A 24,186-nucleotide genomic window follows, 5' to 3' on the forward strand; every position below is an offset into this window, starting at 1 on the left:
CGATGAAGGCAGCGTTGCAATGAAACCCTGGGGCGGCCTGCTCGACACCTGGGCTGCGCGCCACGACAAGGCGGCTATGCCGGTGCAGCCGGGCCCGGGCGACCCGCCCCCGCGCAGCTATGTGCGGGTGACGGGCTCGCTCAGCCGCCGCATGATCCTGATCGCGGCGGTATGGATTCTGGTGCTGCTGTCGGGCGGCGGTTTCGCGCTCGACCGGGTGCTGACTTCGGCGATCACGCGCAATTTCGACGACCAGCTCGACTATCTGCTGACCTCGATGATCGTCACGGCCGAGATCGGGTCGGACGGGGAAGTCGTGTTCAACCGCAACCTGGGGGACCAGCGCTTCCTGGAGCCCGGTTCCGGCCTCTACTGGCAGGTAAGCGGCAAGGGCTTCGAGCCGTTTCCGTCGCGGTCGCTGTGGGATCGCAAGCTGCCCGAGGGCGACCCGCATCACGACAAGGAAATCCACACCTACGACAGCAACGCCTTCCCGGACGAGAAGCTGCGCATCGTCGAGCGCGACCTGACGCTGCCGGGATCGCCGGTGCGCTGGCGCTTCCAGGTGGCGGAATCCCGCGACGTGCTGGACGCGCAGATCGACGCGCTGCGCCGTACGCTGATCCGCAGCTTCCTGCTGCTGGGGCTGGGGCTGATCGTGATGGCGGCGCTGCAGACCTGGTACGGCCTGCTACCCTTGCGCAAGCTGCGCTACGCCATCGCCCGGCTGCGCAGCGGCGAAGCGGCGCGGCTGGAGGGCGCGATGCCCGCCGAGGTCGCGCCGATGGTCGAGGAGCTCAACGCGCTGGTCGAGCACAACGACCGGCAGGCGGAGGAGGCGCGGCGCCACGCCGGCAACCTCGCCCATGCGCTCAAAACGCCGCTGACGGTCATCATGAACGCCGCGGCGGCCGGGCAGGACGATCTGGCGGCGACGGTGATCCGCGAGGCGCGCACGATGCGCCGGCAGGTCGACCATCACCTCGCGCGCGCGCGCGCGGTGGGGCGGCGCGGCAGCGCCCACAGCCGCGCCGAAGTGTGGCCGTCGGTGGAGGCGGTCGAGCGCGCGGTCAGCCGGCTTTATCCCAACGTGCGGGTCGATGTGGATGGCGCGCGCGATCTGATCGCGCGGATCGAACGTCAGGACCTGGACGAGATCCTGGGCAACCTAGTCGAGAACGCCGCCAAATACGGCGGCGGGAGCGTGTTCGTGACGGTGCGCGCGGACATGGGCTTTGCCGAGATCCTGGTCGAGGACGACGGCGTCGGCATTCCGGAGGCCGATCGCCAGCGCATCTTCGACCGCGGCGTCCGGCTGGACAGCGGCAAGCCGGGCACCGGCCTTGGCCTCGCGATCGTGCGGGACGTGGCCGAAATCTACGAAGGCACGGTCACGCTGGAAGAGAGCGAGGACCTGGGCGGATTGCTCGTGCGGCTGCGCCTCCCGGCCTTCGGCTAATACCCGGCGGCGGCACGACGCCCCTCAAAAGACGTGGAGGCCCAGCCGGCGTGCGGCCGCTGCATAGTTCCGCATCCCTTCGAACGCCTTGTTCGTGAGCGCGATATAGGCGCGGCGGCGGTCCAGTGGGTCGTCCTCCCGCTCGAACAGCCCGGCCTCGATCATGGTCGTGATCCAGCGTAGCGCCGTCGTTGGCGGGACCGCGGCAGCGATGCACAGGCTGGAGACCGAGACCGAGACCCGCTCCAGGCGCGCCGCCATCAGGTCGAGCAGCATGTCCCAGGCCGGATCCGCGAACAGCTGCGGATCGAAGAACTGCGCGCGCAGCCGACGTGCCCGGATCTGCGCGCGGATCGCGGCCGGCTGCGGCAGCGGCTCCTCCTCCGACGGCTTGGCTTTGGCACCCGCATCCGGGCCGGAGCCGTCCAGCCGCTCCGGCTCGGCACCGTAGCCGTCGCGATCCTGCGCCTGTCCGTTCGCGCTCGCGAAGGTGAGGCGCGTCAACGCCTCGGCAATGCGGGCGACTTCTTCACTCAGCCGCCGGATGCGTTCGCCGTCGGTCTCGGTCGCACCGGCATATTGGATCGTCGGCCGGCATCCCGCGATCGCGAGCGCGGAGACTCGTTCGGACACGTCCGGGGCGCACAGCATCTGCACGCCCGCCACGGACGTCTGGGCCACGGCCTGGTCCAGTTGTGCCGGCGTGAAGCAGACGATCAGCCGAGAGCCGGCCCAGGCGCGGATCTCCTCGCCCCACTGCAGCAGCGCTTCCAGTTCGGTGGGTGACGCCGGTGCGGCCTCGATCAACAGGATGTCGTGCCGAGGCAGGTCCGATGGCCGCGGCAGGTCGCCGAAGCCACCGCGTCCGATCACGTGCGCGCCGGCCAGCGCTGCCGCGTCTGCTGCCGCTTCGGCTCCGGAGGCATCATGGGCGACGATGAAGAGGGCCGCGGGGTGATGAAAGCCCTGTGCGCTGCTCGGGGCATCCGCCGGAGACCCGAACGCGCGGGAAGACGATCCAAGCATGACAGGCCCCCAACCGTGTACCGGACGTTAAGCATCCGCTATGGAGCCTTGTCTGGCATAGAAGCGGGACAGTATCAATCGAGTGCCTTGACGATCTCTTCTGTCATCTTCTTGGCGTCGGCCAGGAGCATCATGGTGTTGTCCATGTAGAACACCGGGTTGTCCACGCCGGCATAGCCGACGCCGCCCATCGAGCGCTTCACGAACAGCACCGTCTTGGCCTTTTCCACGTCCAGGACGGGCATGCCGTAGATGGGCGAGCTCTTGTCGGTTTTGGCCGAGGGATTGGTGACGTCGTTGGCGCCGATCACGAAGGCGACGTCGCTCTGCGCGAACTCGGCGTTGATGTCCTCCAGCTCGAACACCTCGTCATAGGGAACGTTCGCCTCGGCCAGCAGGACGTTCATATGGCCCGGCATGCGACCGGCGACTGGGTGAATGGCGTATTTGACGCGGACACCATGCGCCTTGAGCTTGTCGGCCATCTCGCGCACCGCATGCTGCGCCTGGGCGACCGCCATGCCATAGCCGGGGACGATGATGACCTGCTCGGCCTGGCTCATCAGGAAGGCGGCGTCCTCGGCCGAACCGCGCTTCCACGGGCGGTCGATCGCCTCGCCGCCGCTGGCGCCGCCGCTCTCGGCCCCGAAGCCGCCCGCGATGACGCTCAGGAAGCTGCGGTTCATCGCGCGGCACATGATGTAGCTCAGGATCGCGCCCGACGAGCCCACCAGCGCGCCGGTGATGATCATCGCGCTGTTGCCGAGCGTGAAGCCCATCGCCGCGGCAGCCCAGCCCGAATAGCTGTTCAGCATCGACACCACGACCGGCATGTCCGCACCGCCGATTGGGATGATGAGCAGGAAGCCGACGGCAAAGGCGAGCAGCGTGATCGCCCAGAACATCCACGGTGCCTGCGTCTCGTAGAAGCCGGCGATCAGGGCGAGGATCGCGCCCAGCACGGCCAGGTTGAGGACATGGCGGCCCGGCAGCAGGATCGGCTTGCCCGACATGCTGCCGTTGAGCTTGAGGAAGGCGATCACGGAGCCGGAGAAGGTGATCGCGCCGATGGCGGCGCCCAGCGTCATCTCGATCCGGCTGACCCGGTGGATGGCCGCGAAGGGCTGGCCGATCATCGGCACCACCAGCTCGGCGATGCCGAAGGCGACCGGGTTCAGGAAGGCGGCGCAGGCGACCAGCACCGCGGCGAGGCCCACCAGCGAGTGAAAGGCCGCGACCAGCTGCGGCATCGCCGTCATCGCGATCCGCCGGGCGGTGGTGAGGCCGATGACGGCGCCGAGCGCGATGGCGCCCAGGATCTCCAGCAGCGTGAGCATGTCGATGCGCGCAAACAGCGGGCCGGTCGCGGCGATGGCTCCGCTGGGGTCTGCCAGGACGAGGCCGACCGTCTGCACGGGCAGGTGCGTCACCAGCGTGGTGACGACGGCCAGGCCCATGCCGATCATCCCCAGCCGGTTGCCGCGCCGGGAGGTGGCGGGGGACGACAACCCGCGCAGGGCCAGGATGAAGCACACGCCCGAGATCAGATAGGCCAGCGCCACCCAGGGGTTTATCGAAGCCGTATGTTCCATCCTGAACCCCCTTTCCGTCCCCCCGGCGAAGGCCGGGGTCCATCTTTCCACCTGCGCATGCCGCACGATGGATCCCGGCCTTCGCCGGGATGACGACCTAGTGCCTGGCGGCCGTGTCAGGCCGCTCCTTCTTCTTGTACATGGCCAGCATGCGTTCGGTGACCGCGAAGCCGCCGAAGATGTTGATGCTCGCAAGCACGACGGCGAGCAGCCCCAGCCATTTGGCGCCGGGTGCGCCCGCGGCCGCTGCCGCGACCAGCGCGCCGACGATGATGACGGACGAGATCGCGTTGGTGACGGCCATCAGCGGCGTGTGCAGCGCCGGGGTGACCGACCACACCACATAATAGCCGACGAAGCACGCCAGCACGAAGATCGACAGGATCGAGACGAAGTCCATGCTCTTGCCCTTTCGTCAGCGGCTCGCGGGGATCGCGCGCAGGCAGGCCTCGAACGCCGCCATTGCCGCCGGGTCCCCGTCTGCGACCGTCACCCATTCCCCGTGCGACGCGACCGCGCCGCCGAGCATCAGATTGTCCTGATGGCCGAAATCCTCCACCACCGCGTTCGGGTCCGAACCGACCAACGCCCGCATGCGCGTCGCGAAATCCTCGGCGCTCGACGAATAGCCGTAGATCGGCCGTTCGAGCGCCGCGAAGAAGCCGAGTTCGAACGCGGTGCCGGCGTCGGCACCGGGCCCGCGGAACGGCGTCAGATTGGCAAGGATCGCATCGGCCGAACGCATCAGGGCGAGATTGGCGCGATAGATCGCCACTCCTTCCTGGAAGCTGCCGCTGGCCGACGGGCTCGCCTCGACATCGAAGGGGAAGATGCCTTCGAAGCCGTGCTCGGCGCACAGGGCGAGCTTGGCCCGGGCGATCGCCGGCGCGTGCCCCAGGAACACGTCCGGACCGGCAAGATAGAGGCGCCTGAGCATGCGGACCCGTCAGGCCTGCAGCAGCCGGGGCTGCACCACGGCGCCCCCGCGGGTCAGGCGGATGCCCTGGGTGACCTCGTCCTCGTCGGGGAGCACGGGGCGACCCGCTTCCTTGTCCCAATAGGCAGAGAGGAAGTTGTAGAGGTTGCGCGCGAACAGCGCCGAGGCGTCGGCGGCGAGGCGGCTCGGCATGTTGCGGTGGCCGAGGATGCGCACGCCGTGGCGCTCCACGACCTCGCCGGCGACCGCGCCCTCGACATTGCCGCCCTGCTCGACGGCCAGATCCACGACGATGCTGCCGGGGCGCATCGTCTGGAGCTGCGCATCGCTGATCAGCCGCGGTGCGGGACGGCCCGGGATCAGTGCGGTGGTGATGACCACGTCCTGCTTGGCGAGGTGGCTGGAGACGAGTTCGGCCTGCGCCTTCTGATACTCGGGCGACATCTCGGTGGCATAGCCGCCCGAACCCTCGCCCTCGATGCCGGCGACATTCTCCACGAAGATCGGCTTGGCGCCGAGCGACTGGATCTGCTCCTTCGTCGCCGAGCGCACGTCGGTGGCGGAGACCTGCGCACCCAGGCGCCGGGCGGTGGCGACCGCCTGGAGGCCCGCGACGCCCACGCCCATCACGAAGACGCGCGCGGCCGAGACCGTGCCTGCTGCCGTCATCATCATCGGAAAGGCGCGGCCGTACGCCGCGGCCGCATCGATCACTGCCTTGTAGCCGGCGAGATTCGATTGCGAGGAGAGGATGTCCATCGATTGGGCGCGGGTGATGCGCGGCATCCACTCCATCGCCAGCGCCTCGATACCCAGCGCGGCATAGCCGTCGACCCGCGCGCGCTCGCCAAAGGGATTGAGGCCGGCGACCAGCCAGGCGCCCGGCTTGATGCCCGTGAGCGACTCGGGTGCCGGGCCCTGCACCGCCAGCACGACATCGGCATCGGCCAGCACTTCGGCGCGGCTGCCGAGGGTCGCCCCCGCGGCGGCATAGTCGGCGTCGGCGACCGAGGCCGAGCGCCCGGCGCCCGCCTCCACCGCGACGCGGGCGCCCAGCTGGACGAACTTCTTGACCGTCTCGGCCGTGGCGGAGACCCGCCGCTCGTCCAGAGCGGCTTCGGACAGGACGGCGATCTTCATCAGGCGGCGATCAGCCAGACCACCAGCGCGGCGAGCAGGAGCACGATGATCGTTCCCCATTTCACCAGCGTGAGGAATCCGTTGTACGTGTCCTTGTGCGCGCTCAGGTCGCCATTGCCGGCCATCCTCGGATCCCCTGTCGTCTGCTGTTGGACGGAGCTTAGCTTCGCCGCCGGGAACCGCCAACCCCTGCCTACGGGCGGGCTTAAGCGGGCCTTTACCGTCGTGCTATAGCCACGGCGCGACGAGACTTGGGGAGTCGGGAATGACGCGCAATGGCCAGCGCCTGCTGATGGTGATTGACGACGACCCTGCGCAGCGCCGCCTGATCTCGGTGATCGCCGCGCGGCGCAGCTGGCGGACGATCTTTGCGGACGATGTCGATTCGGCCCTGGAGACGCTCGCGACGCCGGAAGGGCTGGCGCTCGACGCGATCCTGCTCGATCATCGATTCCCGGATACGGAGACGGAACTCGCCGGCCTGATCGGGGCGCTGCGCCGCAATCGGCCGGCGCTGCCCCTGCTGATGCTGACCGCCGACGGCTCGGTTGCACAGGCGGTGGCCGCGATGCGCGCGGGCGCCAGCGATTTCCTGGTCAAGCCGCTCGTCCCCGAACGGCTGCTCTCCGCCCTCGACGCGGCGGCGGGTGCCGGCGACACGGGCGAACTGCGGCCGCTTGCCGAAAAGCTGTCGATGCCGCTCGCTTTCGACGAGGTCGTGGGCTCGGCTCCCCAGTTCCGCGCGGCGCTCGCGATCGCGGCAAAGGCCGCGCGCGCACGCGTGCCGGTGCTGGTCGAAGGCGAGAGCGGCGTCGGCAAGGAAGTGCTGGCGGAGGCGATCCACGCCGCATCGCCGCGCGCGCGCCGCCAGATGGTGCATTTCAACTGCGGTGCGATTCCCGCAAACCAGATCGAAAGCGCGCTGTTCGGACACGAGAAGGGCGCCTTTCCCGGCGCCTTCGAACGCCGCATCGGGCGATTCGAGGAGGCGGACGGCAGCACGCTGTTCCTGGACGAAGTGGGCGAGATGCCGCTCGCGGTGCAGGCGAAGCTGCTCGACGCGATCGTGTCAGGGGAGGTGCGGCCGATCGGCGCGTCCTATGCGCGCAGCGTCGACGTGCGCGTGATCGCGGCGACCAACCGCACGCTCGCCGACGAGGTGGAGGCCGAGCGCTTCCGGGAGGACCTCTACTATCGCCTGAACGTCGTCCAGCTGACGATCCCGCCCCTGCGCGAGCGTCCGGGCGACGTGGCCCCGCTCGCACGCCACCTGCTGGCGCGGATCGGACGGCAGCCGGGGCTGCGGCAGCTTGGCATCACCGACGATGCGCTGGCGCTGCTCGCCGGCTACGACTGGCCGGGCAATGTGCGGCAGCTCCAGAACGCGCTCTTCCGCGCGGCGGTGCTGTGCGAGGGGGATGCGCTGACGCGTGCCGATTTCCCGCAGATCGCGCAGCTGTCCGACGAGGAGACGATCCGTCGCCCGGCGCCGGTGCGCCCGACCGAGGCGGGGGTGACGCTGTTCCGGCCCGACGGCAACCTGAGGGCGCTCGACGAGATCGAGGCCGATGTGATCCGGCTGGCGATCGGCCATTATCGGGGGCGCATGAGCGAAGTCGCCCGGCGCCTCGGCATCGGGCGCTCGACGCTCTACCGGAAGCTGGGCGAACTGGGGATCGACCAGAGCGCCGCCTGACGTTCATTCAGAGGCATTTCCCGGGGCCGTCCGCGGCGGCACGGGCGCGGTCGTTCTGGCCGGCGCCGGGACGGATTTTGGCGGACAGGCAGGGCGTCCGCTCCAGCGACACCGGCAGCAGGTAGGAGGTCGGCCTGGTCGGCTGGTCGAAGTTCTCGACCACGTCGTAGCGCAGGATCAGCGCGTCGGGGCGGAAGCTGCCGTCCTGCTCGCGCCCACGCCATTCGATCCGCTTGCCCAGCTCGCTGAAGCCGCCGCTGGTGACGGACGAGAGGCGCAGGTTATGCTCGCGCCCGCCCGAGACGAGCAGGAGGTTCTGGCGCCCGTCGGCTTCGACCAGCTTGAGCCGATATTCGCCGAGGCCAGGGCAGCTCGATTCGGAGAAGCCCGCCTCGTCCGGGGTCGAGCGCACCACCCGGCAATCGGAGAGGCTGGTGTAGCGCGACACGCGGCCCGCGGTGGACGAGGTCGCGGCCGGTGAAGGCGTCGGCGTGTCGCTGCTCGGCACGGGCGTCGCAGGTGCCGTGGGCGCTGGGGTCGGTGCAGGGGTTTCCTCAGCGACGGCGGCGTTGGGCGCCGCCTCCTCGGGCGTCTGGTCGCCGCCGCACGCACACAGGCAGGTCAGCGCCAGCAGGGGAAGGAAGGACCGCATGGGGGAGTAACGGTGGACGTGGCCGAGTGGCTCCATCCTCAACCCGCGAGCGCCGTGTCGCGCAGGCCGCGCCACACCCGCAGCGCCTGCACCGTTTCCGGCACGTCGTGGACGCGGATCAGCTGCGCGCCCATGTCCGCGCCTTTCAGCGCCAGCGTGAGCGAGCCCCCCAGCCGCTGGTCTGCCGGCGCCTCGTTGGCGAGCGCGCCGATCAGCCGCTTGCGACTGGCACCGAGCAGGATCGGGCAGCCGAGGCCGTGGAAGATCGCGACGCCGTTCAGGAGCGCGAGGTTTTCGGCAAGCGACTTGCCGAAGCCGATGCCGGGATCGACGAGGATGTTGGCGCGGTTGACGCCCCCGGCGACCACCGCCTCGATACGCTCGTCCAGCCAGTCGAATACGTCGGTGAGCACGTTGCGATATGCCGGGCGGGCATGGCCACCGGTTGCCGGGTCGGGCGAGTGCATCAGCACCACCGGGCAACCGGCGTGGGCCACCACCTCCAGCGCCCGTGGGTCGAACAGCAGGGCGGCGACGTCGTTGACGATGTGCGCGCCTGCCGACAGCGCCGCCTCCATCACCGAGGCCTTGCGGGTGTCGATCGAGACGGGGGTGCCGCTTGCGGCCAGGCGCTCGATCACCGGCAATACGCGGGCGATCTCGTCGCCTTCCCAGACGGCGGCGGCGCCCGGCCGGGTCGATTCGCCGCCGACGTCGATCAGCGCCGCACCGGCCTCTGCCATGCGATGCCCGGTGGCGGCGATCGCTTCGGGATCGCTGCCGTTGCGGCCGCCGTCGGAAAAGCTGTCGGGCGTGCAGTTGAGGATGGCGGCGACCAGCGGCTGGTCGAGGCGCAGCACGCGCTCGCCACACGCAATGGGAGCACGGGGCGAAGTAATGCGGGCGTGCAGGGTCTGCAGCCGATCGGCCTGGGTGCTCGATACGCCTTCGAGCAGCCGGGGGAAGTCGGCGAGCGGAACGGTCGCTCGGAGGCCGGGGGCGAGCAGTTCATAGGCAGCGAACCACTGCATCCCACCAGCTAGCCGTTCGGCCTGGCCGTCGAGCGCCACGGGCGTGTCGATCAGCTGGACCGGGCGAAGGTGGAGGCGGGCATCGGGGGCGATCGGAGGGACGGTCATGGCCTGCTTTCGCGCAGGCTCGCGTCTGCCGCAACCGGAAGGCCGTGCTCCTGCCTGCGCAGGAGCCTAGAGCTCCGACGGCGTTGGTGGCCCTGGGCTCCTGCCTGCGCAGGAGCACGGTTTTATGGAGTGTCGCCGGCCTTAAGGCTGCGTCGCCAGCAGGTACGTCTGCCGCAGTGTGTCGATCGCCTGAAGGCGTCCTTCGCTCTCGTGGTGCCAGAAGGTCCAGCCGTTGCAGGAGGGCGCGCCCTGGAGCGTCGCGCCGAGCTTGTGGATCGAGCCGGTCTCGACGCCGCAGGCGAGCGAGCCGTCGGCGCGCACCACCGCCTGGAAGCGGCGCTTGGCATCGGTCAGCACCATGCCAGGTGCGACCATGCCGTTTTCGACCAACGTGCCGAAGGCGACGCGCGGGGTGCCCTTGGGCGCCTGCATCGTGCGCAGGGACGATTCGTCGAGCGGCAGCGCCTCGGCAATGCGCTGGGTGGCGGCGTCGATGTAGACGCCCTCGCGCTCGATGCCGATCCAGCGGCGGCCCAGCCGCTTGGCGACGGCGCCGGTGGTGCCGGTGCCGAAGAAGGGGTCGAGCACCACGTCGCCCGGATGGGTCGCGGCCAGCAGCACGCGGTAGAGCAGCGCCTCCGGCTTCTGGGTCGGATGGACCTTGTGCCCGTCCTTCTTCAGCCGCTCGGGCCCGCCGCAGATCGGGAACTCCCAGTCGGAGCGCATCTGCAGCTCGTCGTTGAGCGTCTTCATGCTGCGATAGTTGAAGGTGTACTTCGACTTCTCGCCCATCGACGCCCAGATCAGCGTCTCGTGCGCGTTGGTGAAGCGGGTGCCGCGGAAGTTCGGCATCGGGTTGGCCTTGCGCCAGACGATGTCGTTGAGGATCCAGAAGCCCAGGTCCTGGATGGTCGCGCCGACGCGGAAGATGTTGTGGTAGCTGCCGATCACCCAGATGGTGCCGTCCGGCTTCAGGATGCGGCGCGCCTCGGCCAGCCAGTCGCGGGTGAAGCGATCGTAGCTCGCGAACGAATCGAACTTGTCCCACTCGTCGGTGACGGCGTCGACGTGGCTGCCGTCGGGGCGGTTGAGGTCCCCGCCGAGCTGGAGGTTGTAGGGCGGATCGGCGAAGATCATGTCGACGGACGCAGTCGGCAGCGCGCGCATGTGCGCGATGCAGTCGCCTTGCAGGATGGTGTCGAGCGGCAGCGCCGCGCGCGGTTCCGCCATCGCCGTCTTCGGCGACCGCGTCCGCACTTTCTCCAGCACCCCCATCGATTCACGCCCCCTTGTTGTTGCCCACACTCCTGCGGATCGGCGGAGTCGGGTCAAGCAAACATTTATTTACCAGATTCCCCCGCGATTCCGCGGAGATGCGCGGCAACGCGCCCTGACCGAAGATATTGAGTCTGTACCCGTTGCCACGCCCTACCACTGGTGGGTGTGGCGCAAAGGACTCAGCCGACGGTTTCCAGCGGCAGCCACGCTTGCGCGACCGGCGCGAACGAACGGCGGTGCAGCGGCGTGGGGCCGAGCGACTTGAGCGCCTCCAGGTGCGCCTTGGCCGAATAGCCCTTGTTGGAGGCCCAGCCATAGCCGGGATGGCGGGCGTCGGCCTCGATCATGATGGTGTCGCGGTGGTGCTTGGCGACGATCGAGGCGGCGGCGATCGACAGGCAGAGCGCATCGCCGCCGACCAGCGCGCGCGAGGGGTGGGGCCAGTCGGGGCAGCGGTTGCCGTCGACCAGCACCATGCCGGGCGCCACCCCCAGCGCATCCACGGCGCGGTGCATGGCCAGCATGGTCGCCCAGAAGATGTTGATCTGGTCGATCTCCTCGACGCTGGCGATGCCGATGCCGACCTTGGCGCAGGCGAGGATCTCCGCACACAGCCGCTCCCGGCGCAGCGCCGTCAGCGCCTTGGAATCGTCGATGCCATCGGGAATGCAGTCGGGGTCGAGCACCACCGCGGCGGCGACGACCGGACCGGCAAGCGGGCCGCGGCCGGCCTCGTCCACGCCCGCGACGGGGCCGGGGTGCAGGCGTTCATGAGAGTAATCAGGCATTTGCGATGCGCCATGGCGGAAACCGCCGCATCTCGCCAGCCTGGTAGAGACAGACGGCATTGCCCGCGGGATCGGTGAGCCGCGCCTCGCGCCAGCCCCAGGGCTGCTCGACCGGTTCCTGGGTGAAGGCGACGCCCTGCTGGCGGAGGTAGCGGACCGGGATGTCGAGGTCGCCGACCTCGAAATAGACAGTCGGGCGGTCGGTACCCTCGGCCATTTCGATCGAGAAGGTTGCGCCGCCCTCGCTCTCGAAGCGCGCGTAGCGGCGGCTGGAACGGACGATCTGGCGCAGTCCGAGCATCCGGTAGAAGCGCTCGCTGGCAGCGAGATCGGTGGCGGGCACCGTCACCTGGTTGAGCATCGGCGACCAGCGGCTGGCGTTGAGGTCGAGCCGCACGCCCTGCTGCGCCATCGGACCATGGCCGTCGCCCAGCGGTTCGGCTCCCAGCATTGCGATCCGCACGAAGCGGCGTGCGCGGGCGATCGCCTGGGCGAGGTTCCACTCGCCGGCGAGGCTGCAGGCAATGGCGGTGGAGAGGGTGCAGCCGGTACCGTGCGTCGCGGTGCTGTCGATGCGGGGATCGCTCCATTCGAGCACGGGCGGCGCGCCGCTTTCTGCCGGATAGAGCCGGTCGATCACCATCGGTCCGTTGTCATGGCCGCCCTTGACCAGCACGGCGCAGCCGTGGGCGGCCGCGAGCCGGCGCGCGGCCTCCGCCCGGGCCTCGACCGTCGGGAGGGCCGCACCGGCGATTGCCTCGAGTTCCGGGATGTTGGGCGTGACCACGGTTGCCCGGTCCATCAGCCGCTCGAACGCGGCGATGGTGGCGGTGTCCGCCAGTCGGGCGCCGCTGCTCGCCACCATGACGGGGTCGAGCACCACCGGCACGCCGGGGAGCTGTTCGAGCCGTTCCGCAAGCGCGAGTGCGGTGCGGGCCGAGCCGATCATGCCGATCTTCACCGCGTCGACGCCAATGTCGGAGACGACCGAATCGATCTGCGCCAGCACCATGTCGGTCGGGATCGGGTGGACGCCGTCGACGCCCAGCGTGTTCTGGGCGGTGATCGCGGTGATCGCGGTCATGCCGTGGCCGCCGAGCATGGTGACGGTCTTGAGGTCCGCCTGGATGCCGGCGCCGCCGCCGGAATCGGAACCGGCGACGATCAGGATGCGGGGGATCGTCACGCCGCGTATCGCCGCTCGGTGGAGGCGGGATGGTCCCTCAGCGCCTTTCCGACGCGGGCGGGCCGGTCGAGCAGCTCCCCGCCGCAATTGGGGCACTGCTCGTCCAGGTCGTCTGCGCATTCCGCGCAGAAGGTGCATTCGAACGAGCAGATGAACGCGCCGCCCTGGTCGGCGGGCAGGTCGGTGCCGCAGCGTTCGCAGTCGGGCCGCATCTCCAGCATCAGGCCGCCGCCTTCTGCACGGCGTCGCAGATGCGGGTCACCACCGCTTCCACCTGCGCGCGATCGTCGCCTTCGGCCATCACCCGGATCACCGGCTCGGTGCCCGACGGGCGGATGACCAGCCGGCCGCGGCCGGCCAGCTCGGCCTCGGCCGCGGTGATGATGTCGGTGACACGCGCGTCCTCCAGCGGCTTGCCGCCTGCGAAGCGGACGTTGCGCAGCAGCTGGGGCAGCGGATCGAAGCGGTGCAGCACCTCGCTTGCCGGAGCGCCGGCGCGGGTGACCTCGGCGAGCACCTGGAGCGCTGCCACGAGGCCGTCGCCGGTGGTCGCATAGTCGGACAGGATGATGTGGCCGGACTGTTCGCCGCCGACATTATAGCCGGACGCGCGCATCTTCTCGAGCACGTGGCGGTCGCCGACCTTGGTGCGCACCATGCCGAGCCCTTGCGCGGCGAGATGGCGTTCGAGGCCGAGGTTGGACATGACGGTGGTGACCAGGCCGCCGCCCTTCAATCGGCCCTGGCGCGCCCAGCCGGCAGCGATGGTCGCCATCAGCTGGTCGCCGTCGATCACGCGGCCGGTCTCGTCGACCACGATCAGCCGGTCGGCGTCGCCGTCGAGCGCGATGCCGATTGCGGCGCCGGACCCGATGACGGTTTCGCTGAGCGTGGCGGGTGCGGTCGAGCCGACGCCGTCGTTGATGTTCTTGCCATTGGGGGTGACGCCGATCGCCACCACCTCGGCCCCCAGCTCCCACAGCGCGGAAGGGGCGACCTGATAGGCGGCGCCATTGGCGCAATCGACCACGACCTTCAGCCCGTCCAGCCGCAGTTCCTCGGGGAAAGTGGACTTGGCGAAGTGGATGTAGCGGCCCCGTGCGTCCTCGACCCGGCGGGCGCGGCCGATCTCGGCCGAGGGCGCGAGCGGGACCTGCCCGTCGATCAGCGCCTCGATCGCCGCCTCGTCGGCATCGGAAAGCTTGAAGCCGTCCGGGCCGAACAGCTTGATGCCATTGTCCGCGTAGGGGTTGTGGCTGGCCGAGATCATCACGCCCAGGTCGGCGCGCATCGAGGTGGTGAGCATCGCCACCGCTGGCGTCGGCATCGGCCCCACCAGCACCACGTCCATGCCAACCGAAGTGAAGCCAGCGACCATGGCGTTTTCGAGCATATAGCCCGACAGGCGCGTGTCCTTGCCGATCACCACGCGATGGCGGTGGTCGCCCCGGCGGAAGTGCGCGCCGGCGGCCATGCCGACCTTCATCGCCATCTCGGCGGTCATCGGCGACTGGTTGGTGGCGCCGCGAATGCCGTCGGTGCCGAAATATTTTCTTGCCATCGGCTCAGCTGCCCTCAGGTTGTGCCGCTCGTGATCGGCGTGGATAGCGCGCGTTTTGACGAAGGGCGAGCATGTCGCAAGCGGCGCGTATTCTGACCGGACTGGTGGCGGGACTGGCGCTGGGGGTGATGCTCGCCGCCCAGGCGCCCGGCACCGCGCTCGCGGGCATCGCCTGGGCAGAGCCGATCGGCACCGCCTGGCTCAATGCGCTGCGCATGACGATCGTCCCGCTGGTGGTCGCGCTGCTGGTGACCGGCGTCGCCCAGACCGCAGAAGCCGCGCGCGCCGGCCGGATCGCGACCCGATCCATCCTGTTGTTCGTCGTGATCCTCTGGACCTCCTCGGCGCTGGGCGCAGGCGTCACCCTGGGGCTGCTCGACTGGTTTCCGCTGTCGGACACGGCAGCCGGCGCCCTGCGCGGGACCTTCGGGCAGGCGGGCCCCACGGCGGAGGTTCCGCCCTTCACCCAGTTCCTGGTCGCGATCGTGCCGACCAACCCGATCGCGGCCGCGGCGAACGACCAGTTCCTGCCCCTGATCCTGTTCACCCTGGTGTTCGCCTTTGCGCTCACCCGGCTTTCGGGCGATTCCCGCCAGCTGCTGGTGCGGCTGTTCCAGGGGCTGGCCGACACGATGCTGATCGTGATCCGCTGGGTCTTGTGGCTGGGGCCGCTCGGCGTGTTCGCGCTCGGCTATGTCGTCGGCGCGCGGGCGGGTACGGCCGCCTTCGGTGCGCTGGTGCACTATGTGCTGATCGTGATGGCGGTCGGCATGGTGGTGTGGCTGCTCGCCTATCCGCTGGCGATGTTTGGCGGGCGTGTGTCCCTCGGCCGCTTCCTGCGCGCGACGGCGCCGGCACAGGCGGTGGCGATCAGCACCCAGTCCTCGCTCGCCTCGCTGCCGGCGATGCTGCGCGGATCCGAGGAGGCGGGGGTGCCCGTCGCCACCTCCGGCGTGGTGCTGCCGATGGCGGTGGCGCTGTTCCGCGCGACCGGGCCGGCGATGAACGTCGCGGTCGCGGTCTATGTCGCGCATGTCTTCGGCGTCCACTTGGGCGCCGGGCAGATCGCGGCCGGTATCGCCGCGGGCGCGATCACCACCATGGGTGCGGCGAGCCTCCCGGGCCAGATCAGCTTCGTCTCGTCGATCGCGCCGATCGGCATCGCCATGGGCGTGCCGGTCGAGCCGCTCGCGCTGCTGGTGGCGGTGGAGACTTTCCCCGACCTGGTCCGCACGCTCGGCAACGTGACGATGAACCTGGCGGTGACCAGCGTGATCTCCGAGCGGGTCGCTGGCGGTGCTGCGCGGACCGGGTCGGACGCGCTGCTCTCGGGGGATGAGGTGCCGGCTCGCTAGGACAGACAATCGCAATGCGATCCGTTTGTCCTGAGTAGCCATTGAGCGAAGTCGAATTGGCGTATCGAAGGACCTGCGCAGGTGCTTCGATACGGGTCTTCGACTTCGCTCAGCCCCAACTCAGCACGAACGGTTTCCTCCGGGGCTCGAGGCCTCGCCCGTTCAGCGCATCAGCACCAGTTCCTCGGCCATGCTCGGGTGGAGCGCCACCGTCTGGTCGAAGTCGTCCTTGGTAAGGCCTGCCTTCACCGCGATGGCGGCGGCCTGCAGGATCTCGGGCGAGTCCGGGCCGATCATGTGCAGCCCCACGACCCGGCCAGTCTCGCTCTCGCAGATCATCTTATAGAGCGCGCGCTCGTTGCGGCCGGCGAGCACGTTCTTCATCGGGCGGAAGTCGGACTGGTAGACCTTCACCGAGCCGAGCTTGTTCTTGGCCTGTGCCTCCGTCATGCCGACGCCGGCCATCGGCGGATGGCTGAACACGGCGGCGGGGATGTTCTCGTAATCGACGCGGTGCGGCTTGCCGCCGAACACCGTGTCGGCGAACGCCTGCCCCTCGCGGATCGCCACAGGCGTCAGCTGCACGCGGTTGGTGACGTCGCCCACCGCATAGATGCTGTCGCAGCTCGACTTGCTGTCCGCGTCGACCTTGATCGCACCCTTGTCGTCCAGTTCGACCCCGGCCGTCTCGAGCCCGAGCCCTTCGGTGTTGGGAACGCGGCCGGTGGCGAACAGCACGCAATCGACCGTGATCGGCTCGTGGTTCGACATGGTGACGGTGAGGCAGCCGTCCTCGCCCTTTTCGATGCCTTCGAACTCGGCATGGAAGCGGAAGTCGATGCCCTTGAGCATCGAGATCTGGAGCAGCCGGTCGCGGATGGATTCGTCATAGCCGCGCAGGATCACGTCGCTGCGGTTGATGAGCGTGACCTTGCTGCCGAACTCGTTGAAGATCCCGGCGAACTCATTGGCGATATAGCCCGCGCCCGCGATCAGGATGCGCTTGGGCACCGCGTCGAGGTGGAACGCCTCGTTGGAGGTGATGCCATGCTCATGGCCGTGGCAGACGGGGATCGCCGGGCGCGCGCCGACCGCCACCAGGATCTTGCCCGCCGTGATCGTGCGGCCGGAAGCCAGCGTCACCGAATGGGAGCCGGAGATCGTGGCGCGCTCGCCGATGATCTCGACGCCATGGTTGGTGAGGGTGGCGGTATAGGCCTTGTTGATCCGGTCGACCTCACTCAGCACGTTGTCGCGAAGCCGCGGCCAGCTGAACGCGCACGGCTCCGGCACGTCCCAGCCGAACTGCTTGGCATCGCGCAGGTCCTCGGCGAAGTGCGCGCCGTAGACGAGCAGCTTCTTGGGCACGCAGCCGCGGATCACGCAGGTGCCGCCGACCCGATATTCCTCGGCGATCGCCACCTTCGCCCCATGCGCTGCGGAGACGCGGGCGGCGCGCACGCCGCCGGAGCCGGCGCCGATGACGAAGAGGTCGTAGTCGAAGTCTGCCATGATGCTCGCCTGCAGGAAGGGGCGCGGGTGGGCGCGAAGGAACTGCCTCTATAACGCGGGATCGGCGTGAGGGTGGCGCAATGCCTCCCTCACGTCGATCGGCTGCGTCGATCAGCCGGCGAGACCGGCGCGGCGGAGCAGGTCCGTCGTGGACGCGTCGAACGCTTGGCCGCCCTTGTCCGCCGCCTTGGCCATTTCCTTGCCGAGTTCGACGCCGAACTGGTCGAACGGGTTGATCCCCAGCAGTGCCGCGCTGACGAAGGTGCGGTGCTCGTAGAAGGCGATCAGCGCGCCCAGCGTGCGGGCGTCCACCTGGTCGAGCAGCAGCGTCGACGACGGGCGGTCGCCCGGATAGGCGCGCGCCTGGTCCTCGTTGTCGCGCCCCGCCATCAGCGCCGCGCCCTGGGCCAGCGCATTCAGCAGCAGCTGGCGGTGGTGGGCTTCGCTCAGCACATCGCCCGGCTCGATCGCGGCGATGAACTCGACCGGCACCAGGTGGGTGCCCTGATGGAGCAGCTGGAACACCGCGTGCTGCGCGTCGGTACCGACGCCGCCCCAGGTGATCGGTGCGGTCGGGCGGGTGACGGGCGTGCCGTCGGCGGTCACGCGCTTGCCGTTCGACTCCATCTCCAGCTGCTGGAGATAGGAGGGCAGCAGCCGCAGCCGCTCGTCATAGGCGAAGGTGGCGCGGGTCTCGGCCTTGCGGACCTGGGTGTAGTAGAGGTCGGCAAAGGCCGCGAGCACCGGCGCGTTGCGCAGCGGCTCGGCTAGGCGGAAGTGGCGGTCCATCTCGGCCGCGCCCTCCAGCAGTTCCTCGAACACGTCCCAGCCAAGGCCGATCGCGGCCGGAAAGCCGATCGAGGACCACAGCGAATAGCGGCCGCCGACGCTTTCGGAGAAGGGGAGGACGCGGGTCTCGTCGACGCCCCATGCGATCGCCTGCTCGGGGTTCGCCGTCAGCGCGATCACCTTGCCATAGGGGTCCGCCACGCCATTCTCGGTCATCCAGCCGATCGCGCTCTCCGCATTGAGCATCGTCTCGGTGGTGGTGAAGGTCTTGGACGCGATCACCAGCAGGGTCGCATCGGGATCGAAGTCCTCGATCGCTTCCTCCAGCGCGAGGCCATCGACGTTGGAGACGATCGCCACGTCGTAGCGGTCCGAATCGCGGCCGAGCGCATCCATCAGCAGGTCCGGGCCAAGCGCCGAGCCGCCGATGCCGATGTGCAGCACGTGCCGGATCGGGCCCAGTGCGTCGGCCTCGATCGCGTCGATCAGCGCGCGCATGCGGGCGTGGAAGCCGCGCGCCTGGGCGACACTCTCCGGATGGCCTTCGCCGCGCTGGGCCGCATGCTCGGCGGCGCGGCCCTCGGTCACGTTGACCGGCTCGCCCGCGAACAGCGCGTCCCGGCGTGCGGCGAGGCCGGCGGCATCGGCCAGCTGCGCGAACGCCTGGAGCCCGGCTGCGTCGAGGTGCGTCTTGGACCAGTCGAAATGAATACCGGCGACGTCGAGCGTCAGCGCCTCGAGCCGGTCTGGCTCGGCTGCAAACAACTCGGTCAGGCGCTTGGGCGCCAGTGCCTCCACGGCCTGCCAGGCGGTGTCCGTCATGCGTTTTCTCCTTCAAGCCGTCGTCGTGGCGCGACCTAGCGCGGCACAGGCCGCTCCGCTACTCCCCAACAGCCTGGGTTGACGTGGGCAGGAGTCCCCCGCACAGCAGGCGTCATGGCCAGCAAACCCGCCGCCCGTCGCCAGCGCTCCGAACTGCGCGAGACGGTGCTGTTTTTCGTGAAGCTCGCGATCTTCGTGTTCGTGATCCGCAGCTTCTTCTTCTCGCCCTTCAACATCCCGTCGGGCTCGATGCTCCCGCGGTTGCTGGTCGGCGACTATCTGTTCATCACCAAGTGGAACTACGGCTATTCGCGCCACAGCCTGCCGTGGAGCCTGCCGCTGATCCCCGGCCGCGTATTTGCGAGCACGCCCGAGCGCGGCGACGTGGTGGTGTTCAAGGCACCGCCGACCGCCGAGGACAATTGGGTCAAGCGCGTGATCGGCCTGCCGGGCGACCGCGTGCAGATGCAGCGCGGCCAGCTGTTCTTGAACGGAAAGCCGATCCCGAAGCAGCGCATCGCCGACTTCGTGCTGCCGGTGTCGCCGAACTTCGGCTGCCAGTTCGAATTCCAGGACGAGGATGCGGCCGGCAAGCCGATCTGCCGCTATCCGCAGTTCGAGGAGACGCTCCCCAACGGCAAGCGCTATCGCGTGCTCGACCAGGCGGAGACGCCCGCCGACGACACCGGCGTCTACACGGTGCCCGCGGGGCATGTCTTCTTGATGGGCGACAACCGCGACGACAGCGCCGACAGCCGCTTCCCGGCGATGCCCAACCAGGGCATCGGCTTCGTGCCGATGGCAAATCTGGAGGGCAAGGCGGTGGTCAACTTCTGGTCGACCGACGGCAGCGCGCAGTGGCTGCTGCCCTGGACCTGGGTCAGCGCCGCGCGCTTCGATCGGATCGGGGAAGGCTTCTGAGCACGCCCCCGCTCGCCCCCTGGATCGCCGCCACCTTCGGCCGCGACGACCTGCCGCTGCCGCTGTTCGAGCGGGCGGTGACGCATGGCAGCCATGCCGGCGAAAGCTATGAACGGCTCGAGTTCCTGGGCGATCGCGTGCTCGGCCTGCTGATGGCGGAGTGGTTGTTCGAGCGTTTCCCGGAAGAGCCCGAGGGCAAGCTGTCGCGGCGGATCAACGCGCTGGTGACGGGTGCCGTGTGTGCCGAACTGGCGCGCGAACTGGGCGCGGTGCCGCACCTGCGCCTGGGTAAGCAGGCGCGCGACGACGGCGCGACGCAGAGCGACAATGTGCTGGGCGACGTGATGGAGGCGCTGATCGGCGCCTTCTACCTGGAGGCGGGGCTGGAGGCGACGCGCGGCTTCGTGCGCCGGATCTGGGCCGATCGCATCGAAACGCAGGTCCGCGCGCCCAAGCACCCCAAGTCCGCGCTTCAGGAATGGGCCGCCGCAAATGACCGGCGCCCGCCCGAATATACCGTGGTCGACCGCTCCGGGCCGGGGCACGCGCCGCGGTTCACCGTCAAGGTGTCGATCGGCAAGCTCGCCGAGGCGTCGGCACAGGGTACGTCCAAGCAGGAGGCGGAAACCGCCGCCGCCAAGGCGCTGTTGCGCCAGCTGGAGCGTTGACGCGACAGCGGTGGCTTGCACGGCCGGGCTTCGCGGCCCACAATTTCTCTCTTAGCATTTAGGCTTGCATATGAACCCCTCCACCCAACGCTGTGGCCTCGTTGCCGTGGTCGGCGCCCCCAACGCGGGCAAGTCGACGCTCGTCAACGCGATGGTCGGCCAGAAGGTCGCGATCACCAGCGCCAAGGCACAGACCACGCGCACCCGCCTGATGGGCATCGCCATCGAAGGCGACACGCAGTTGCTGCTGGTCGATACGCCCGGCATCTTCGACCCGCGCCGCCGGCTCGATCGCGCGATGGTCGCCGCCGCCTGGGAAGGTGCCGAAGGCGCGGACGCCATCGCCTTCGTGGTGGATGCCAAGGGCGGCCTCGGCCCCAAGGTGACGGACATCGCCGAGCGGCTCGCCCACCGCCGCGAGCCCAAGCTGCTGATCCTCAACAAGGTCGACATCGCCGACAAGCCGCGCCTGCTGACGCATGCCGCGCGCCTGAACGAACAGATGGGCTTCGACGAGACTTTTTTCGTGAGTGCCCAGACCGGCGACGGCGTGCCGGAGCTCAAGGCTGCGCTTGCGGCGCGCATGCCGGAAGGGCCCTGGCACTTCCCGGAGGACCAGGTCTCCGACGCGACCGACCGGATGCTGGCGGCGGAGATGACCCGCGAGCAGATCTACCACCAGCTCCATGCCGAGCTGCCCTATGCGATCGCGGTCGATACCGAGCTGTACAAGGAGCGCGAGGACGGGTCGGTCGAGATCCACCAGCAGATCCTGGTCGGGCGCGAGAGCCAGCGTGCGATCGTGCTGGGCAAGGGCGGGACCCGCATCAAGGAAATCGGCGCCAAGGCGCGAGCCGAGCTCCAGACGCTGATGGGTGTGCGCGTCCACCTCTACCTCCACGTCAAGGTGAAGCCCGACTGGGAGGAGGACCGCACCCTCTATCGCGACATCGGCCTCGACTGGGTGGAGTGAGGCTCAGCGCCCGGCGAGCACTTCCTCGACCCATTCCGGCACCAGCCGTGTCGCCGGACCGAGGCGGCTTTCTTCGAACGAGTGGCTGCCGGCCGAGGGTTCGAGATTGAGTTCCAGGGTAGCGGCACCAAGATGCGCGGCCATTTGGACGAAGCCGGCGGCGGGATAGACCGCGCCGGAGGTGCCGATCGATACGAACAGGTCGGCGTCCGCGAGCGCCGCCTCGATGCGATCCATGTCGTACGGCATCTCGCCGAAGAAGACGATGTCCGGGCGCAACGCCGCCGCGCCACAGACCGGGCAGCCGCTGCCGGGAGGCAGCGGGCCCTCGTGCGGCATGCGGGTGCCGCACGCCGCGCACAGGGCGGAGCGCAGCGCGCCATGCATGTGCAGCAGCCGTTGCGCACCGGCGCGCTCGTGCAGGTCGTCGACGTTCTGGGTGACGATCAGCAACTCGCCCGCCCATGCGGCATCCAGGCGCGCCAGGGCCTGGTGCGCCCCGTTGGGCTCCACGGTGTCGAGCGCCTCCCGCCGCGCATCATAGAAGCGGTGCACCAGCGCCGGATCCTGCGCCAGCGCCTCGGGCGTGCACACGTCCTCGACACGATGCCCTTCCCACAGGCCGCCGGGGCCGCGGAAGGTCGCAAGGCCGCTTTCGGCGGAAAGGCCGGCGCCGGTGAGAACGACGATGTTGCGGACGGCGTGCATGGGGGGATCTAGCCCCGGGACGGGACAGCCGCCAATCCACAAACACGCTTGAAGCGGTGGCGGCGTACGACTAGCTGCGTGCCGCAATGCAACAAATGCTCGAACTAGCCCGTTCCACCCCCGTGAGTGACGCCCAAGAAGACCGCGCGAGCATCAGCGACATCCTGCGCTTCGCAATGATGCAGCGCATCTGCGTGTCGGTGGTGTACAACAACATGGACATGCTGCTGGCGCCCCACATGCTGTGGACCAAGCATGGCGACCTGCACGTCGATGCGGTCACCGTGGAGCGTGCCGGCGGCGCGCCCAAGGTGGCGAAGCTCGGCACCTTCAAACTCGCCGGGCTGAACGGCGTTGCGCTGACCTCGCGCCTGTTCACGCCGTTCCCCGAGTTCAATCCCCAAGATCCGAAATACGCCGAGGCACCGGTCGCGCACGTCGCCGCCTGATCCGTTTCGCTGTCGCTTCCGCTTGTCGGGGGCGGCGGCTTTCTGCCATGAGCCGCGGACCGGTCGTCGAGGCGGGGAGCCGGTGCTCCCGACGCGCGTTGGGCCGCCGGGCACGGCAAGGCGGAGCATCATGGCAAGCATCGGCATCTATGGGCGGCTGGGCCGCATGGGACAGGCCATCGCCGCCGTCATCCCGGAGCTGGGCGCGACGCTGGCCGGTGGCGCCGATGCCGGCGAGAATCCGGAGGGTATCGCGCGCAGGGCCGACGTCCTGGTCGACTTCTCCGCAGCCGTTGCCGTCGATGCCCATATCGCCGCCGCCCGCGCTACGGCGACCCCGATCCTGATCGGCACCACCGGCCTGTCGCGCGCGCAACATGCGCTGATCGACCAGGCTGCCGAGGAGATCCCGATCCTGCAGACCGGCAACACGTCACTCGGCGTGGCGCTGCTGTCGCGCCTGGTGCGGGAGGCGGCCGAGCGGCTCGGTTCCGACTGGGACATCGAGATCGTCGAGATGCACCACCGCATGAAGGTGGATGCGCCGTCGGGTACGGCGCTGATGCTGGGCGAGGCCGCGGCCGAGGGCATGGGCGTCGAGCTGTCGGAAGTGGCCGTGGTTGGCCGTGCCGGGCTGGTCGGTGCGCGAGCGCAGGGCACGATCGGCTTTGCGGCGCTGCGCGGCGGGCGCGTGGTGGGTGACCACCAGGTGATCTTCGCCGGCGAAGGCGAGCGGATCGAGCTGGGCCATCGCGCCGACGACCGCGCGATCTTTGCGCGTGGCGCGGTGAAAGCGGCGCAGTGGCTCGTGCAGCAGGCGCCCGGGCGCTACAGCATGGACGCGGTGCTGGGCCTTTGAAGCGGGCCGACGTTTTCGAATTCTACCGGCGGTTGGCCGAAGCCAATCCGCACCCCGAGACCGAACTCGAATCGGTCAACGACTTCACCCTGCTGGTGGCGGTCGTGCTCTCGGCGCAGGCGACCGACGCCGGCGTCAACAAGGCGACGCGCCGGCTGTTCGCCGAGGTCGACACGCCGGAGAAGATGGTGGCGCTCGGCGAGGCGGGGCTGAAGGAGCACATCAAGACCATCGGCCTGTTCAACACCAAGGCCAAGAACGTGATCGCGCTGTCTGAGGCGCTGATCGCCGAGCATGGCGGGAAGGTGCCGGCGAGCCGTGAGGCGCTGGAGAAGCTGCCCGGCGTGGGGCGCAAGACCGCAAACGTCGTGATGAACGTCGCGTTTGGGGCGGAGACGTTCGCCGTCGACACCCATATCTTCCGGGTCGGCAACCGCACGGGCCTGGCCAAGGGCAAGACGCCGCTGGCGGTGGAACTGGTGCTCGACCGGGTGACGCCGCAGCCGTTTCGGCTGCACGCGCACCACTGGCTGATCCTGCACGGCCGCTATGTGTGCAAGGCGCGGACCCCGGAATGCTGGTGCTGCCCGGTGGTCGATCTGTGCGCCTACAAGCCCAAGACACCGCCGCCCGCGGCCCGCAAGGCCGCCGCTGGCGTCTGAACTGCCGAGCCCCA

The 24,186-nt window shown here is 69.3% G+C and carries 25 protein-coding genes; 9 read left to right on the top strand and 16 right to left on the bottom strand.

The annotated features are described in order from the left end of the window. Positions 1 to 76: 76 nt before the first annotated feature. On the top strand, positions 77 to 1,459 hold the full coding sequence (locus VPH46_RS03905) for an ATP-binding protein (RefSeq protein ID WP_132883000.1): 1,383 nt from the start codon (positions 77 to 79) through the stop codon (positions 1,457 to 1,459). A gap of 24 nt (positions 1,460 to 1,483) precedes the next feature. On the opposite strand, the gene VPH46_RS03910 is transcribed toward VPH46_RS03905, so the two are convergent. From VPH46_RS03910 to VPH46_RS03935, 6 genes are all read right to left on the bottom strand, one after another. Beyond that, positions 1,484 to 2,485 (bottom strand): hypothetical protein, encoded by a 1,002-nt coding sequence (locus tag VPH46_RS03910; RefSeq protein WP_416609053.1) that lies wholly within the window; start codon positions 2,483 to 2,485, stop codon positions 1,484 to 1,486. 74 nt (positions 2,486 to 2,559) lie between these two features. After that, complete coding sequence (locus VPH46_RS03915) at positions 2,560 to 4,077, bottom strand: NAD(P)(+) transhydrogenase (Re/Si-specific) subunit beta (protein ID WP_416609055.1); 1,518 nt, start codon at positions 4,075 to 4,077, stop codon at positions 2,560 to 2,562. Positions 4,078 to 4,174: 97 nt separating this feature from the next. Further along, the gene (locus VPH46_RS03920; protein ID WP_125962137.1) at positions 4,175 to 4,477 is read right to left on the bottom strand and encodes an NAD(P) transhydrogenase subunit alpha; all 303 of its coding nucleotides are present in this window, start codon (positions 4,475 to 4,477) and stop codon (positions 4,175 to 4,177) included. Between the two features lie 15 nt (positions 4,478 to 4,492). Further along, positions 4,493 to 5,014, bottom strand: coding sequence for a nucleoside 2-deoxyribosyltransferase (locus VPH46_RS03925; RefSeq protein WP_416609058.1), 522 nt, complete (start codon positions 5,012 to 5,014; stop codon positions 4,493 to 4,495). 9 nt (positions 5,015 to 5,023) lie between these two features. After that, entirely contained in the window at positions 5,024 to 6,154 is a 1,131-nt protein-coding gene (locus VPH46_RS03930; protein ID WP_416609060.1) for an NAD(P) transhydrogenase subunit alpha, read from the bottom strand. Beyond that, entirely contained in the window at positions 6,154 to 6,279 is a 126-nt protein-coding gene (locus tag VPH46_RS03935; protein ID WP_125962140.1) for an aa3-type cytochrome c oxidase subunit IV, read from the bottom strand. The genes VPH46_RS03930 and VPH46_RS03935 overlap by 1 nt, the downstream gene beginning before the upstream one ends. A gap of 140 nt (positions 6,280 to 6,419) precedes the next feature. Here VPH46_RS03935 and VPH46_RS03940 point away from each other — a divergent pair, with 140 nt between their 5' ends. After that, positions 6,420 to 7,850 carry a sigma-54-dependent transcriptional regulator gene (locus tag VPH46_RS03940; RefSeq protein ID WP_416609062.1) on the top strand — a complete coding sequence of 477 codons (1,431 nt, stop codon included), beginning with the start codon at positions 6,420 to 6,422 and terminating at the stop codon, positions 7,848 to 7,850. A 7-nt stretch (positions 7,851 to 7,857) separates the two neighbouring features. Here the strand turns inward: VPH46_RS03940 and VPH46_RS03945 are convergent, their stop codons facing one another. From VPH46_RS03945 to glmM, 7 genes are all read right to left on the bottom strand, one after another. Next, a complete protein-coding gene (locus VPH46_RS03945) occupies positions 7,858 to 8,502 on the bottom strand; it encodes a hypothetical protein (protein WP_416609064.1) in 645 nt (214 codons plus the stop codon). 38 nt (positions 8,503 to 8,540) lie between these two features. Beyond that, a complete protein-coding gene (gene folP, locus VPH46_RS03950; RefSeq protein WP_416609066.1) occupies positions 8,541 to 9,641 on the bottom strand; it encodes a dihydropteroate synthase in 1,101 nt (366 codons plus the stop codon). Between the two features lie 141 nt (positions 9,642 to 9,782). Continuing rightward, positions 9,783 to 10,916 (bottom strand): site-specific DNA-methyltransferase, encoded by a 1,134-nt coding sequence (locus VPH46_RS03955; RefSeq protein WP_125959485.1) that lies wholly within the window; start codon positions 10,914 to 10,916, stop codon positions 9,783 to 9,785. Between the two features lie 182 nt (positions 10,917 to 11,098). Beyond that, positions 11,099 to 11,707 (bottom strand): ribonuclease HII, encoded by a 609-nt coding sequence (locus VPH46_RS03960; protein ID WP_416609069.1) that lies wholly within the window; start codon positions 11,705 to 11,707, stop codon positions 11,099 to 11,101. Further along, complete coding sequence (gene thiD / locus VPH46_RS03965) at positions 11,700 to 12,893, bottom strand: bifunctional hydroxymethylpyrimidine kinase/phosphomethylpyrimidine kinase (RefSeq protein ID WP_416609071.1); 1,194 nt, start codon at positions 12,891 to 12,893, stop codon at positions 11,700 to 11,702. Before thiD ends, VPH46_RS03960 begins: the two co-directional genes overlap by 8 nt. Next, positions 12,890 to 13,114 (bottom strand): DUF1272 domain-containing protein, encoded by a 225-nt coding sequence (locus VPH46_RS03970; protein ID WP_416609073.1) that lies wholly within the window; start codon positions 13,112 to 13,114, stop codon positions 12,890 to 12,892. Before VPH46_RS03970 ends, thiD begins: the two co-directional genes overlap by 4 nt. After that, positions 13,114 to 14,454 (bottom strand): phosphoglucosamine mutase, encoded by a 1,341-nt coding sequence (gene glmM / locus VPH46_RS03975; protein ID WP_125959481.1) that lies wholly within the window; start codon positions 14,452 to 14,454, stop codon positions 13,114 to 13,116. Before glmM ends, VPH46_RS03970 begins: the two co-directional genes overlap by 1 nt. 71 nt (positions 14,455 to 14,525) lie before the next feature. Here glmM and VPH46_RS03980 point away from each other — a divergent pair, with 71 nt between their 5' ends. Continuing rightward, complete coding sequence (locus VPH46_RS03980) at positions 14,526 to 15,809, top strand: dicarboxylate/amino acid:cation symporter (RefSeq protein ID WP_416609076.1); 1,284 nt, start codon at positions 14,526 to 14,528, stop codon at positions 15,807 to 15,809. 162 nt (positions 15,810 to 15,971) lie between these two features. Here VPH46_RS03980 and gor read toward each other — a convergent pair whose 3' ends face one another. After that, positions 15,972 to 17,321: a glutathione-disulfide reductase gene (gor, locus tag VPH46_RS03985; protein ID WP_416609078.1), complete on the bottom strand. Its 1,350-nt coding sequence runs from the start codon at positions 17,319 to 17,321 to the stop codon at positions 15,972 to 15,974. A gap of 111 nt (positions 17,322 to 17,432) precedes the next feature. Beyond that, the gene (gene pgi, locus VPH46_RS03990) at positions 17,433 to 18,932 is read right to left on the bottom strand and encodes a glucose-6-phosphate isomerase (RefSeq protein WP_416609080.1); all 1,500 of its coding nucleotides are present in this window, start codon (positions 18,930 to 18,932) and stop codon (positions 17,433 to 17,435) included. Between the two features lie 114 nt (positions 18,933 to 19,046). On the opposite strand from pgi, the gene lepB reads away from it, so the two are divergent. From lepB to era, 3 genes are all read left to right on the top strand, one after another. Further along, complete coding sequence (gene lepB, locus VPH46_RS03995) at positions 19,047 to 19,853, top strand: signal peptidase I (protein ID WP_239433890.1); 807 nt, start codon at positions 19,047 to 19,049, stop codon at positions 19,851 to 19,853. Next, positions 19,850 to 20,521 (top strand): ribonuclease III, encoded by a 672-nt coding sequence (gene rnc, locus VPH46_RS04000; protein WP_416609282.1) that lies wholly within the window; start codon positions 19,850 to 19,852, stop codon positions 20,519 to 20,521. The genes lepB and rnc overlap by 4 nt, the downstream gene beginning before the upstream one ends. A gap of 70 nt (positions 20,522 to 20,591) precedes the next feature. Continuing rightward, the gene (gene era / locus VPH46_RS04005; protein ID WP_416609084.1) at positions 20,592 to 21,494 is read left to right on the top strand and encodes a GTPase Era; all 903 of its coding nucleotides are present in this window, start codon (positions 20,592 to 20,594) and stop codon (positions 21,492 to 21,494) included. Between the two features lie 3 nt (positions 21,495 to 21,497). On the opposite strand, the gene VPH46_RS04010 is transcribed toward era, so the two are convergent. Further along, entirely contained in the window at positions 21,498 to 22,202 is a 705-nt protein-coding gene (locus tag VPH46_RS04010; protein WP_416609087.1) for an NAD-dependent deacylase, read from the bottom strand. 122 nt (positions 22,203 to 22,324) lie between these two features. Here VPH46_RS04010 and VPH46_RS04015 point away from each other — a divergent pair, with 122 nt between their 5' ends. The 3 genes from VPH46_RS04015 to nth all read left to right on the top strand — a co-directional run bounded on the left by VPH46_RS04015 (position 22,325) and on the right by nth (position 24,172). Then, positions 22,325 to 22,651 carry a hypothetical protein gene (locus VPH46_RS04015; RefSeq protein ID WP_239433888.1) on the top strand — a complete coding sequence of 109 codons (327 nt, stop codon included), beginning with the start codon at positions 22,325 to 22,327 and terminating at the stop codon, positions 22,649 to 22,651. 130 nt (positions 22,652 to 22,781) lie between these two features. Continuing rightward, a complete protein-coding gene (gene dapB, locus VPH46_RS04020) occupies positions 22,782 to 23,510 on the top strand; it encodes a 4-hydroxy-tetrahydrodipicolinate reductase (protein WP_317892977.1) in 729 nt (242 codons plus the stop codon). Next, complete coding sequence (gene nth / locus VPH46_RS04025) at positions 23,507 to 24,172, top strand: endonuclease III (RefSeq protein WP_416609090.1); 666 nt, start codon at positions 23,507 to 23,509, stop codon at positions 24,170 to 24,172. Before dapB ends, nth begins: the two co-directional genes overlap by 4 nt. Positions 24,173 to 24,186 lie beyond the last annotated feature (14 nt).

The sequence above is a fragment of the Sphingomonas sp. MJ1 (PH-R8) genome (genome assembly GCF_048058635.1).
GTDB lineage: Bacteria > Pseudomonadota > Alphaproteobacteria > Sphingomonadales > Sphingomonadaceae > Sphingomonas.